The sequence below is a fragment of the Streptomyces sp. ActVer genome (assembly GCF_027270795.1).
Lineage (GTDB): Bacteria > Actinomycetota > Actinomycetes > Streptomycetales > Streptomycetaceae > Streptomyces > Streptomyces umbrinus_A.
This window is the reverse complement of the sequence record NZ_JAPWHT010000268.1, coordinates 1-13,931: the sequence shown is the minus strand read 5'-3', so window position 1 is coordinate 13,931 and position 13,931 is coordinate 1. Positions and strand designations below refer to the sequence as shown.

Below are 13,931 nucleotides of genomic sequence, written 5' to 3'. Positions count from 1 at the left end.
GGCGGGTCGCCCTCGCGCCCGTGCCGCCCGCCGCCCACACCCGGTCCCCCGGCCACGACACCCGCGTCGCCCTGCCCGGCGGAACCTTCCGTATGGGCACCGAGGACGGCGACGCGAACCCCGGCGACCGTGAGGGCCCCGTCCGTGAGGTGGCCGTGGACGCGTTCGCCATCGACGCCTACGCCGTGACCACCGCCCGCTTCGCGGCCTTCGTCGCGGACACCGGGCACCGCACCGAGGCCGAGCGCCACGGCTGGAGCTTCGTCTTCGCCCGCTTCCTGCCGGGCGACCTGAGACGCATCTCCCCCCGCCCCGACGCCACCCCGTGGTGGTGCGGCGTGCAGGGAGCCACCTGGCGAGCCCCGGAGGGACCCGGCAGCGACCTCGAAGGCCGCTGGGACCATCCCGTCACCCACGTCGGCTGGTCCGACGCCAAGGCGTTCGCCGGGTGGGCCGGCGGACGGCTGCCCACCGAGACCGAGTGGGAGTACGCCGCCCGCGGCGGCCTCGACCAGGCCCGCTACCCGTGGGGCGACGAACTCACCCCCGACGGCGAGCACCGCTGCCACATCTGGCAGGGCACCTTCCCCACCAGGAACACCGCCGAGGACGGCTACACCGGCACCGCGCCGGTCCACGCCTTCCCGCCGAACGACTTCGGTCTCCACAACGTCTGCGGAAACGTGTGGGAGTGGTGCGCCGACCCGTGGGACACCAAGTCCCCGGAACTGCGCGTCATGCGCGGAGGCTCGTACCTGTGCCACGACTCGTACTGCAACCGCTACCGCGTCGCCGCCCGCACCGCCAACACCGCCGACAGCACGACGGGCAGCCTGGGCTTCCGGGTCGCCTACCCCACCGACGGCCCGCAAGCCTTCGCCGGGCAGCCTCGTCGCCTCACCACCGCCTTCCGCTCGCCGAGAAAGAACCGCAACGAACTCTGACTTGAGCAGGCCGGGGCCTGCAAACCGACACGGCCTTCGGCTGCCGGGATCTGTTGAAGATGGTTGCGTGGCGGGCGCGTTGGAGTCCGGATCGCCTGCGAGATCATCGAGTCCGGTCGACGTCCGGTCCGCCGCAGGCGGGTGATCGAGTAGACCGTTTCCCGAGTGTCCCCGGCTCCCGTCGGCTGACCGCCACCCTGCCCGGCCGGCAGCCCGGACCGAGTGAGAAGGGTGGTCGGACTCCGGCCCGGTCCGTGTCTTGTCTTCAGCCGCGTGATGTCAGAAGCCAGCCTCGGCGGCATGCGCCTCAACGGTTCGGCCGGGTCGGGATACCGGCCCCGCCACTGCGAACAGTCCGGCAGACAGGCCCGCCGCTGACGCCATCACGGCCGGGGCCGGTCCCACGGATGTCATCTCACCGATGCGGCACGGCAGGCCGGACAACAGCACGCAATGGCCTGCTCGGGGGCAGGTGGTAGCGATCACGACGATGACGATCAGTAATCCGCCCTCGATCATTGGCACTTCCGGGCGGCCCCGTTGGGCAACCGCCCGGACGGACGGGAGCCGTTGTGGATGTCAGCGCTGACACGGCGCCGGCAAGTACCGACTCCGGCGCCGCGCGGTGGAGCGAACGGCGCGAGCAAGCTGCGAACGCGCCAACCTGCGAAGGCGGGAGTTCGGCGCCGTTTTGGACAATCTGCCGGCAATCCATTCAGGCCCTGGGCACGTTCAAGATGCGCCGTCCGATCGGGATTCTCGATCTACCGCGACCCCTGCGGAGCCGGCGCCGGGATTCGACCCGTCATGCCCAATTGGGCATGCGCGCGACCTTGTGTGCGCCCTGTCCCCGCCACGTAGCTCCGGGATTTCACAAGTACGGATCGCGTGAGCGGCAGGGGCGCATCGAGACCGGCAAGGAAGGCGACCGAAGAGGCCCTGAAGGATCTTGTGCACCCGTCGAACGTAGCTGTTCACTCCGATTCGATGCGAAGGACGAACAGGTAGCGGAAGGCGATCACCCAGCCCACTCGGGGACCCACAGGAGTGGTGCGCGACCAACGGGAAGTTGCTGTCGGACCGGGCACCGTGGAAGGCCCACTGCAGCTCGTCGATCACTACCGCCACTACCGCATGGAGGCAGCGCCCGGAGCCGTCGGACGGGCTCTGGAGTGCACGGTGGCATCAGTCGCCTGTAGGCGGCCATCGGCAGGTGGCTCCAGCCTCATAACTTGACCACAAATTACACACACCCCCTCTACAGGATGGCAACGATGGTCTAGATTGACCGTGCTTCAGCTGATCGGACACGAGGCGACCAGTAATGATCTATAGGTCCGGCACTACAAAAGGGCAGCAGTCGCGTCCCCCACGCCACGCGTGGGGATGATCAATTCTTGGAGCCCGCGAGAGGGCTTCGGGTGCGGGGAGCACCCGAGGTTTCGACGGGTTCCCGCGCACCTTGTGAGTCTGGCAGGACATACGAGTCCTCTGCCGCCAGGGTGAGTTGTTCAAGTAGCGCTCAAAGAGCCGGGATGTCATGCGCGGAGAGGCGGGTGCCTCCTGCAGGGAGGGATTGTGCGGGGGGTGGGGCCTCCCGGGGGGAGGAGCAGTTTCAGGCGCTCACGTCGTACCACTGGGGACCGGGGGGTTCTGTGCGGCAGGGGGGAATAGTCGACCCTTTTTCGTCGACGAGCGGGAGTCTGACGAACGGGGCAATCAACCGGTCGGCAATCGACTGGGAGCAGCGGTACCGACGTACCGTGATCACCAGCGATACCGTGGCCACCGCTTTCGTGGTGGCCGCAATCGGCAACTTCTTCGGGGCCCGGGACGCGGCCAACTGGCATGAGAAATGGGGAATTCTCGCATTCGGCACCGAGCTGCTGGTGCTGGGAGCGCTCGCGGTGAGCCGGGCGTGGTCTCCGGCCGTGCTCGGCCAGGGCGCCGAGGAATTCCGCCGGCTCGGACGCTCGCTGTTTACGGCGACCGTCGTGCTGGCGCTCGGCGGGATCGCCCTGACCTCGCGCAACATCAAGCTCTGGATCTTCGTCGCGATCCCCGCGATCGCGCTCGTCACCATGACCGCGCGGTACCTGCTCCGCCTACGGCTGCACAAACAGCGGAAGGAAGGACGGTGCCTGAGACCGGTGCTCGCTGCCGGGAGCCCGGCCACCGTGCGCGACCTGATCAACCGGACCCGCAAATTCCCGCACCTCGGCTGGCGGGTGGAGGCGGTGTGCACGACGGACGGCCGCGGGCTCGACGGTGACCAAGGCGGTCTCAACGGTGACCAGTTGGACGGAGTGCCGGTCATAGGCCTGCTGGAGGACGTCGCCAAGCACGTCCGCCACGACGGCTACCGCGTCGTCGCCATCACACCGGACCCGCACTGGTCACCGGACCGGCTGCAGCGGCTGGCCTGGAACCTCGAAGGCAGCGATGCCGAGATGGTCGTGGCCCCCGTGCTGATGGAAGTGGCCGGCCCGCGGCTGCACGTCGACGCGGTGCTCGGGATCCCGCTGCTGCGGGTCAGCCTGCCGACCTTCACCGGGGGTCGCCGGGCGATCAAAGGGGTCGTCGACCGGATGGGCGCAACGATTCTGCTGATGCTGTTCGCACCGCTGATGGTGTTCGTCGCGCTGCTCGTGATGGTGGACAGTCGTGGTGGGGCGTTCTACCGCCAGCGCAGGGTCGGCAAGAACGGCCGCGAGTTCACCATTCTCAAGTTCCGCACCATGGTCGCCGGGGCTCACGGGGTACGTGCCGGGCTGGCCGACCACAACGAGGGCGCAGGCTTGCTGTTCAAGCTCCGCCGGGATCCGCGGGTGACCCGGGTGGGAGCAGTGCTGCGCCGGTACTCGCTCGACGAGCTCCCGCAGCTTTTCAACGTGCTCACCGGATCGATGTCGCTCGTCGGTCCGCGGCCTCCGCTACCGGAGGAGACCGCTGAGTACGGCCCGGACATCCGGCGGCGGCTGCTGGTCAAGCCCGGGCTCACCGGCCTGTGGCAGATCAGCGGACGCAGTGATCTGGCGTGGGAGGAGGCGGTCCGCCTCGACCTGCGGTACGTGGAGGACTGGTCGCTCGCCCTGGACACAGTGATCTTGTGGAAGACGCTGCGTGCGGTGCTCCATGGGCAAGGGGCCTATTGATGCGCGGGGGTCTGCAACTCAACGGTCCCGCCCGCGCGCGGACTGCAGGCCGTAGGGGCCTGCCTGGGGGGAGGGACAGGTCATGAAGGTCAGCGTTTTCGGGCTCGGCTACGTGGGCTGCGTGTCGGCCGCGTGCCTGGCCAGCATGGGGCACGAGGTCATCGGGGTGGATGTGAACCAGGTGAAGGTCGACCTGGTCAACGACGGCAGGGCCCCGGTGGTCGAGGAGCGGATCGGCGAGCTCATCGCCGAGGTCGTGCGGACAGGGGCGCTACGCGCGACCGCCGACGTCCGCGAGGCGATCATGGACAGCGAGGTGTCGCTGGTCTGCGTAGGCACGCCGTCGGAGCCCAACGGCAGCCTGTGCACCACGTACTTGGAGCGGGTCACCGAGCAGATCGGCGCCGTGCTGGCCGAGGGGGCCAAGCAGGGGGGCCGGCACACCGTCGTGTTCCGCAGCACCATGCTCCCGGGCACCTGCCTGAACCTGCTGGTACCGATCCTGGAGAAGTACGTCGGCGGCACGGCCGGGGTGGACATCGGGGTCGCGGTCAACCCGGAGTTCCTGCGCGAGGGCACGAGCGTGCGGGACTTCTTCGACCCGCCCAAAACCGTCATCGGCGAGCTGGACCCGGCAAGCGGCGACGCGGTGACGGCGCTGTACGACGGCCTGCCCGGCGAGGTGTTCCGGGTGCCGGTCCCGACGGCCGAGGCGATCAAATACGCGGACAACGCGTTCCACGGCCTCAAGATCGGCTTCGCGAACGAGCTGGGCGCGGTGTACCAGGCGCTCGGGGTGGACTCGCACCAGGTGATGGATGTCTTCCTGGCCGACCGCAAGTTGAACATCAGCCCCGCCTACCTGCGGCCCGGCTTCGCCTTCGGTGGCTCCTGCCTGCCCAAGGACCTGCGCAGCCTGGTCCACGCGGCACAGCGGGCCGACATCTCGGTACCCATCCTCGCCCACGTGCTGCCCTCCAACTCCGACCATCTGCAGCGCGCGGTTGAGCTGGTCGAGCGCACCGGCAAGCGACGGGTGGGCCTGTTCGGGCTGTCCTTCAAACCCGGCACCGACGACCTCCGCGAGAGCCCGCTCGTCGAGCTGGCGGAGAGACTCTTCGGCAAGGGTTACGACCTGAAGATCTACGACGCCAACGTGAGCCTCTCCCGGCTGCTCGGCGCGAACCGCGAGTACATCGAAACCCGGCTGCCGCACCTCGGGCAGCTGCTCGCCGAGTCCGTCGACGAGGTGCTCGAGCACGCCGAGGTGTGCCTGGTCGGAACCAGGGATCCGGCCGTTCTGTCGGCGCTGCCTCATGGCGACGGCCCGGTGATTGTCGACCTCATCCACCTTCCCGACGCCGATGCGCGGCGGACCGAACCGGGGTACATAGGCCTTGCTTGGTGACAGATCGTTTGATGACACGGCCGACGGCGACCGGCCGGACCGGCGCGCGCTGATCCTGGTGGAGAACCTGTCGGTGCCGTTCGACCGGCGCGTGTGGCAGGAGTGCACGACGCTGCGCGACGCGGGCTGGGAGGTGCACGTCATCTGTCCCCGTGGGGAGAAGCGGGACACGGAGCCGGAGGCGGAGATCGACGGGGTACGGATCCACCGCTACCCGTTGCGCGCGGCCACCGGAGGGCCGGCCGGCTATCTGCGGGAGTACGGATCGGCGTTGTGGCACACGGCCCGGCTGGCCCGCAAGGTCGGCCCGGTCGACGTGGTCCATGCCTGCAACCCGCCCGACCTGCTGTTCCTGCCGGCACTGTGGCTGAAGCGGCGCGGTGCGCGGTTCGTCTTCGACCAGCACGACCTGGTACCCGAGCTGTACCTCTCCCGGTTCGACCGCGGCGAGGATCTGCTCTACCGCGCCGTGTGCGCGCTGGAACGGCGGACCTACCGGGCCGCGGACGTCGTACTCGCCACGAACGAGAGCTACCGGGACGTCGCGGTGCACCGTGGCGGCCGGCGGCCGGAGGACGTTTTCGTGGTGCGCAGCGCACCCCAGACCGACCGGTTCCAACCGGTGCCGCCCGAGCCGGAGCTGAAGCGCGGCAAGCCTCATCTGCTGTGCTACCTCGGTGTCATGGGCCCGCAGGACGGCGTCGACTACGCCTTGCGGGCCCTCGCGAAGCTGCGCGACGAGATCGGGCGGGCCGACTGGCACGCGGTGTTCGTCGGCTCCGGCGACGCCTTCGACGCGATGGTGGAACTGTCCCGGCGACTCGGGCTCTCCGAGCAGGTGCAGTTCACCGGGCGCATCCCGGACGCCGACCTGGTGCGCTATCTGTCCACCGCGGACGTGTGCCTCTCCCCCGACCCGCGCAATCCGCTCAACGACGTGTCGACCATGAACAAGGTCCTGGAGTACATGGCGATGGGCCGGCCGATCGTCTCGTTCGACCTCCGGGAGGCGCGCGTCTCCGCCGGTGACGCCGCCGTCTACGCGCCCGCCAACGACGAGGCCGCATTCGCCAAGCTCATCGCGTTGCTCCTTGACGATCCGGAAAAGCGGGCCCGGATGGGCAAGATCGGCCAGGAGCGGATCAGCGGGCAGCTTTCCTGGCGGAACTCGCAAGCGTCACTGCTCGCCGCCTACGCCGCCGCGTGCCGTGACCACAGTCCGGTGTCGGCGGACGACTCGAACCGCACAGGGAAGAGGCAGCACCGTTGAGCGAAGACACGATCCGCCTGGCCACGATCGGGCGGATTCTCCGTCGCCGGTGGCGGATTCTCGCCACCCTCGCCGTGGTGGGCGCGCTCGTCGGCTACGGCGCCTCGGTGGTGTTCCCGCCGCGGTACACGGCCTCGGCATCGGTACTGCTGCCGGGGCAGTGGGAAGAGCGCGAGCTGCTGACTCAGGTGGACATCGCGACCAGTTCGACGGTGATCGACCGCGCGGCCGCCGAGCTCGGCCGGCCGGGCGTCAGCGGCGCCGAGCTTCGGGATCAAGTGAGCGCCGAGGCCGCCGACGGGAACATCATCAAGATCTCGGGTACGGCCGACACCCCGGAGCGCGCGCAGCAGCTCTCCGACCAGGTGGCCCGGCAATTCGTCGCCTTCGCCGCGCGGATCGCGGGCGGCACCGACTCCGAAGCGGCCACGGCGCCCGAGACGCTGCGGCAGCAGGTGGAGGAGACCAACCGCCGCATCACCGACCTGGCCAAGGCGGCCGATCCGGGGAAATCCGTGGAGAGCGTGCAGGCCCGCACCTCGCTCGAGAAGCTGCGGACCTCGCTGGAGGAGGCCATGACGAAGCTGGACCAGGCCGATCCGGCGAGCACCCTGGCCGGCATGGTCGTCATGGGTCCTGCGGCCCGGCCGACCGGCGAGGCGCCGCCGACGAGGATGCAGCTCATCGTCGGCGGGGCACTGCTGTTCTTCCTGTTCGCGGTCATCGGTCATCTCGCCGCCGCACGGATGAATCGCCGGCTGCGCACCGAACCGGAGATCGCCGCGGCCCTGGGCTCGGCGCTGCTCGGCACCGTCGACGTACCTGCTGAACGGCGCGCGCACCGGCCGGAGGAGAGCGGCACACGGGCCTCGATCCGCCGGCTCCTCGGCATTGATACCCGGTGGGACGTACCGGCCCCGCAGAGGTCGGTCGACGAGGCCGGCAGGCAGATCCGCTACCGGCGGGTGTGCGCTCGCCTCCGGGACCAACTGCCCTCTCCCCGACGTCTGTTGGCTGTCGTACCGGACGGCGACGAGATCGCCCGCCGGGCCGCCGCGCAGCTCGTCGCCGAGGCCAAGGGCGATCCGCTGCTGCGGGTGGTGGAGGTCTCGGTGGACCGGCCGATGGTGCCGGACCGCGACACCGAGTCCGGTGTCCTGGTCGTACTCAGCGCGGGCAGCTGGACCGTACAGGAGCTCGCCGGCATCGCCGAGGCGTGTGCGGACGGCGGGCACGAGGTCGTCGGCTTCCTCGTCGCCGGCACGGTCCGGGCCGGTGAGACACGGTCTGCCGGGCGTCCGCCGGACAGTGCCTCTCCCGCACTCGCGGTTCGCGGCCACTCGACGGGAGGCTCAGCATGACGACGAGCACGACTTCGGAGTCGTCGGCGGCCACTCCGCTTTTCGATCTGCAGGCGCTGGTGGTGGCGGTGCGCAGGCGCCGCCGCCTCTGGTGCGCCATGGCGCTCCTCGGGCTGGTGGCCGGCGCGGCGGTGGCTGTCCTGCTGCCGCCGCCGCCGAGCGCGGTGACCAAGGTGCTGGTCGCGCGTGCGGAGGACCAGCCGAACGACACCGGAACGCTGATGCGCACCGACGTCGCGGTGCTGGGGACCACGCGGATCGCCGACGAGGCCCTGCGGGCCCTCAAGTCCCGGGAGAAGCCGGAGGACTTCATGCGGGACTACCGGGGCACCGGCTTGACCAACAACGTGATGCAGATCGATGTGACAGGTGGCAGCGACGCGGAAGCGGTGGCCCGGGCCAAGGCGCTGGCCGACGCGTTCATCGCGGACCATGTGCGACGGATGCGGGAAACCGCGACGGCCGAGTCCAAGGCCCTGCTCGACCAGCGTGACCGCATGCGGGACGAACTCGCCCAGGTCAATGAGGAGATCGGAAGCCGAACACCGGAGAGCGAGCCGACGGCGTCGGCGACCATCGAGACGCTCTTCGCCCGCCGGGCAGAACTCAACTCGCGGATCGCCGACTTCGACCAGCGCGCCGCGGAGGCACGCACCGGCACTCCCAAGGTCGTCGCCGGCACGCAGATCGTGGACGCACCGCGCGCGGTGCGACACTCCCTGCCGAAGACCGCTGTCACCAATGCCGCGATCGGGCTCGTCCTCGGGCTCGTCGTCGGGCTCGCCCTTGCCGCGGTCCGCACGGTGGTGGCGGACCGCCCCGTGCTGCGTCGGGACATCGCGGCGAACCTGGGCGCCTCGGTCATCGCCGAACTGCCCCGCCGGTCGGGCAAGCTGTGGCAGCGCCGACGGACCCGGGCGACACGCGAACGGCTCACCACGCATCTGGCCCGCACCGTACGCGGCTCCGCGGAACCGGTGTCGCTGCTGGAACTGGGCTGTGCACGCAGCACGAGCGTGATCGCCCTGGACCTCGCCGGGGCGCTGGCGGCGGAGGGGCCGGTGGTCGTCATCGACGGTCTGCCCGGCCAGCAGCTCGCGGGCCGCCGCCCGAAGCCGGGAGGCCCCACCGTGGTCAGCGGCGAACGTGCCGCGGCCGTGTCGCATCAGGACCGCCCGATCGGCGTCGGCTCGGTGGCACCCGGCACCGCGTGGACCGACCTCCAGTACCTCGGCACCCAGACCCTGCTCGTCGTGCGTGCCGGGCACGGCAGCGCCGCATGGCTGCACACCGTGGCGCGGCAGCTCGCGGACCAGCGCATTCCGGTGATCGGTGTGGTGCTGATCGACCCCGATCCACGGGACCGGACCGACGGGACGCTGTGGGACGGGCTGCACACCGCGCTGCGCGGCCAGAGCGAGCGGCTGGCCCGGAAGAACGATGGGGGTACCTCCCACGCCGTTCAGGCAGTGGGGGAGGGCCGGCGGCGGACGGAGCGGCTGCCGGTGCGGGCCGCACAGGGCCCGGACAACGACCAGGAAGCGCGGTAGGACATGTGTGGCATCGCAGGCACTTACCGATGGCCGGACGGGAAGGTCGTGACCGACCGGCTCACCGACACCCTCGCCCACCGCGGTCCGGACGGGGCGGGCCGGTACGGCCACCCCGTCGGTGACGGCGAAGTACAGCTCGGACACCGTCGGCTGGCCATCATCGACCTGTCCGAGACCGGCGCTCAGCCGATGGTCTCGGGCGGCCTCGTCCTGACGTACAACGGCGAGCTGTACAACGCGCCCGAGCTGCGTACCGAACTGGCAGCCGCCGGGGTGCGCTTCCGTGGTACCTCCGACACCGAGGTGCTTCTTGAGGCCTGGCGGCGCTGGGGCACGGACTGCCTGCCCCGGCTGCGCGGCATGTTCGCGTTCGGGATCTTCGACGAGCGAACCGGTGACCTGGTGCTCGCCCGCGACCAGCTCGGCATCAAGCCGCTGTTCCTGCTCCGGCGCGGCGGGGGCCTGATGTTCGCCTCCGAGCTCAAGGCGCTCGCCGCCGCCACCGGCGGATCGCTGCAGGTGGACCACGGGGCGCTGGTGGCCTCACTGCTGTACTACTGGGTGCCGGACTCACGGTGCGCGTTCCGTGAAGCGGAGAAGCTGCCGCCGGGAAGCTGGATGAGGTTCCGGCCCGACGGCCGCGTGGAGCGCGGCCGGTTCTGGCACCTCAAGGACGTCGCCGCGGAGGGCCGGGAGCGGGCGCAGGCCGGCGAGCAGCCGGACATAGCTGCCATCGTCGAGGAGTCGACTCGACGCCACCTGCTCTCGGACGTACCCGTGGCGACCTTCCTCTCCGGCGGCCTCGACTCCAGCTACCTGACCGCGCTGGCGGCCCGCGACCGGCCCGGGATCTCCGCTTACACGATCGGGTTCCGCGCCGAGGACGCCAAGTTCGAGGCGATGCCGGACGACCTGCGCTACGCCCGGCAGGTGGCCGAGCGGTTCGGCGTCGACCTGCACGAGATCGAGATCGCTCCGAATGTGCTCGACCTGCTGCCGCGGATGACGTACCACCTGGACGAGCCGATCGGCGACCCCGCCGCGATCAACACGTTTCTGATCTGCGAGGCAGCCCGGGAGGCCGGGGTCAAGGTGATGCTCTCGGGGATGGGCGCCGACGAACTGTTCGCCGGATACCGCAAGCACCTGGCCAACCTGCTCGCGCTGCGCTACCAGCGCGTCCCGCGGCCCCTGCGGCGCGGCCTGTCCAGGGCCGTGGACCGGCTGCCGGTCGCAACGGCCCGCCGGGGGTACCGGTCGGTGCGCTTCGCGAAGCGGTTCCTCTCCTTCGCCGATCTGCCGGAGGAGACCGCGTTCCGGCGCAGCTACACCATGTACGACCAGAACGAGCTGCTCGCCCTGGTCGATCCGGACCTGGCCGGGACGGTCGACGACGTGCTGACCGAGCACGCGGACATCTACCAGGACAACGACCTCGACGACTTCGTCAACCGCATGTGCCTGACCGACGCCCGGATGTTCCTGCCGGGCCTGAACCTCGCGTACACCGACCGGTCGAGCATGGCCGCGTCGACCGAGGTGCGGGTGCCGTACGTGGATGTCGAGGTGGTCAAGGCGGCGTTCGCCGTGCCCGGCGACCGCAAGATCGTCGGACGACAGGGCAAGGCCGTCCTCAAGGAGGCGGCCACCTCGATCCTGCCCCGGGAGATCGTGTACCGGCCCAAGGGCCTGTTCAGCGCCCCGCTGCGCGCCTGGATGAGCCGGGATCTGGCACCGCTGGTGCGCGAGGTGGTCAACGACGGTGTGCTCGTCAACTCCGGGCTCCTGCGCCGTGACGCGCTGGCGCGCATGGTCGCCGAGGACGCCGCCGGGCAGCGGGACTTCTCCAAGCATCTGTGGCATGTGCTGACGCTCGAGTACTGGTATCGCGACGCGACCTCCGGCTCCGGCCGGAGCACTCGCTCGGCGGCGTAGAAGACGGCGAAGACGGCGAAGACGGCTGAGAAACAAGGGGACTTCGGGTGAAGCAGGTTGTACAGAACTACAAGAGCGGCGAGCTGGCGGTGCTCGACGTACCGGTGCCCGGGTGCAAGCCGGGCGGCGTCCTTGTCCGCACGGCCTACTCGCTCATATCCACCGGGACCGAGCTCATGAAGGTGTCCGAGGCCGGCATGTCGATGCTGGGCAAGGCCCGCTCCCGGCCGGACCAGGTGGCCAAGGTCATGCAGAGCGTGGCCACCAATGGAGTGCCCGCCACCTACCGCAAGGTGATGGGCAAGCTGGACTCCTACACGCCGCTGGGCTACTCGCTGTGCGGAGTGGTCGAGCAGGTCGGCGCCGGGATCGACGACGTGAAGGCCGGCGACCTCGTAGCCTGCGCCGGCAACGAGCACGCGCTGCACGCCGAGCTGAACTGGGTGCCGAAGAACCTCTACACCCCGGTGCCGGACGGCCTCGCGCCGCGGCACGCGGCCTTCGGCACCGTCGGGTCGATCGCGATGCAGGGCGTCCGCCAGGGCGAGCCGCAGCTCGGCGAGGTGGCACTCGTCATCGGCCTCGGGCTGATCGGGCAGCTGGTGGTGCAGCTCCTCGCCGCCGCGGGGGTCCGCGTGGTCGGAGCCGACCCCGACCCGGTGCGCTGCGAGCTCGCCGAGCGCCTGGGCGCCGCGGCCTGCGGCGATCCCGCGTCCGCGGCCGTGGAGGCCGCCGTCGCCGAACTCACCGCCGGTCACGGCGTCGACCAGGTGTACCTGGCGGCCGGCGGCGGCACCAACCAGCCCGTCGAACTGGCCGCCCGGCTCTGCCGGGACCGCGGCCGGGTCGTCGACATCGGCAAGTGCCGCCTGGACCTGCCGTGGAACGCGTACTACGAGAAGGAACTCGACGTCCGGTTCTCCCGCTCGTACGGCCCCGGGCGCTACGACCCGGCGTACGAGCTCGAGGGGCGGGACTACCCGATCGGCTATGTGCGCTGGACCGAGCGCCGCAACCTGGCGTGCTTCCTCGATCTCCTCGCCCGTGGCAGCGTCGACGTGGAGCCCCTGGTCTCCCACGTCGCCGACTTCGACGACGCCGTCGAGACGTACCAACGCCTCAAGGACGGCGACCTGAAAGCCGTGGCCGTGCTGTTCCGGTACCCCGAACACGCGGGAGAAGCGGGTGAAGCGGGGGCCCCGGTGGTCGCCGTGCCCGCGGTGAAGCGAGCCGTCGGCGGAGTGTCCACGCCGGCCCGGGCCGCCACGTCGCCGGTGCGCCTTGCGTTCGTCGGCGCGGGAAACTACGCGACGTCGATGCTGCTGCCGCACCTGGCCCGGCGCGACGGCGTCGAGTTGTCGACCGTCGTCACCACCACGGCACTGTCCGCGGCCAACGCGCAGCGGAAGTTCGGCTTCGCCGAGGCGACCACCGATCTCGACGCCGTGCTCGGCGACAAGTCCATCGACGCGGTGTTCGTGGTCACCCGGCACAGCTCGCACGCCGAACTGACCCGGCAGGCACTGCTGGCCGGCAAGACGGTGTTCGTGGAGAAGCCCCTGGCCCTCACCGAGGACGAGCTGGCCGGAGTGCTCGCGGCGGTGGAGGAGTCCGGCAACGACCGGCTGCAGGTGGGCTTCAACCGCCGGTTCGCGCCGCTGCTGCAGGAGGCCAGGAAGCGGTTCGGCGCCCGGACCGGTCCGGCGAGCCTGCGCTATCTGGTCAACGCGGGCCGGCTGCAGCCCGGCAGCTGGTACCTCCAACAGGGCACGGAGGGCTCGCGGTTCGCCGGCGAGGGCGGACACTTCATCGACACGGCGAGCTGGCTGCTCGCGGCCGACCCGGTCTCGGTCTACGCGGTCGCCGCGTCCGGCAACGAGGACCTGCAGGTCGTGCTGCGTTACCCGGACGGGTCCACCGCCACCATCAGCTACGTCACCACGGGCGCGGCCGGCTTCCCCAAGGAGACGCTGGACCTCATCGCGGACGGCAAGGTGCTGCGGCTCGACGACTTCGTCCGTGCTTCGGTGTACGGCCCCAAGAAGTGGGTCAGCTCACGGCTGCCCAAGGCCCGGGACAAGGGGCAGAACGCCGAACTGGCCGCGTTCATCAAGGCGGTTCGGACCGGCGGACCGATGCCGGTGCCGCTGGAGTCGCTGGTCGCCACCACGGCGGCCACCCTCGCCGTGCAGGCCGGCCTGGCCGGCGGCGCGCCGGTGACGTTGGCGAGGGCGCGATGACTGTGAACTCGGGGAGTCCGGCCTGGTACCTGCGGCGGCTGTCCCGGATGGGACCGCGGGAGGTC

8 protein-coding genes are annotated in these 13,931 nt (G+C 70.4%); all 8 read left to right on the top strand.

Features of this window, described 5'->3' with window-relative positions; all coding sequences use genetic code 11:
- Nucleotides 1-20: 20 nt before the first annotated feature.
- The gene (locus O3Q52_RS33890; RefSeq protein WP_269652480.1) at nucleotides 21-944 is read left to right on the top strand and encodes a formylglycine-generating enzyme family protein; all 924 of its coding nucleotides are present in this window, start codon (nucleotides 21-23) and stop codon (nucleotides 942-944) included.
- Between the two features lie 1,655 nt (nucleotides 945-2,599).
- The gene (locus O3Q52_RS33885) at nucleotides 2,600-4,099 is read left to right on the top strand and encodes a sugar transferase (protein WP_269652479.1); all 1,500 of its coding nucleotides are present in this window, start codon (nucleotides 2,600-2,602) and stop codon (nucleotides 4,097-4,099) included.
- 82 nt (nucleotides 4,100-4,181) lie between these two features.
- Entirely contained in the window at nucleotides 4,182-5,507 is a 1,326-nt protein-coding gene (locus O3Q52_RS33880; protein WP_269652478.1) for a nucleotide sugar dehydrogenase, read from the top strand.
- Nucleotides 5,497-6,777, top strand: a complete 1,281-nt coding sequence (locus O3Q52_RS33875) for a glycosyltransferase family 4 protein (RefSeq protein ID WP_269652477.1) — start codon at nucleotides 5,497-5,499, stop codon at nucleotides 6,775-6,777. The genes O3Q52_RS33880 and O3Q52_RS33875 overlap by 11 nt, the downstream gene beginning before the upstream one ends.
- A complete protein-coding gene (locus tag O3Q52_RS33870; protein ID WP_269652476.1) occupies nucleotides 6,774-8,138 on the top strand; it encodes a Wzz/FepE/Etk N-terminal domain-containing protein in 1,365 nt (454 codons plus the stop codon). The genes O3Q52_RS33875 and O3Q52_RS33870 overlap by 4 nt, the downstream gene beginning before the upstream one ends.
- Nucleotides 8,135-9,688: a Wzz/FepE/Etk N-terminal domain-containing protein gene (locus tag O3Q52_RS33865; protein WP_269652475.1), complete on the top strand. Its 1,554-nt coding sequence runs from the start codon at nucleotides 8,135-8,137 to the stop codon at nucleotides 9,686-9,688. The genes O3Q52_RS33870 and O3Q52_RS33865 overlap by 4 nt, the downstream gene beginning before the upstream one ends.
- A gap of 3 nt (nucleotides 9,689-9,691) precedes the next feature.
- A complete protein-coding gene (asnB, locus tag O3Q52_RS33860) occupies nucleotides 9,692-11,626 on the top strand; it encodes an asparagine synthase (glutamine-hydrolyzing) (protein WP_269652474.1) in 1,935 nt (644 codons plus the stop codon).
- Nucleotides 11,627-11,673: 47 nt separating this feature from the next.
- The gene (locus tag O3Q52_RS33855; RefSeq protein WP_269652473.1) at nucleotides 11,674-13,866 is read left to right on the top strand and encodes a bi-domain-containing oxidoreductase; all 2,193 of its coding nucleotides are present in this window, start codon (nucleotides 11,674-11,676) and stop codon (nucleotides 13,864-13,866) included.
- The last annotated feature ends 65 nt before the right edge of the window (nucleotides 13,867-13,931 follow it).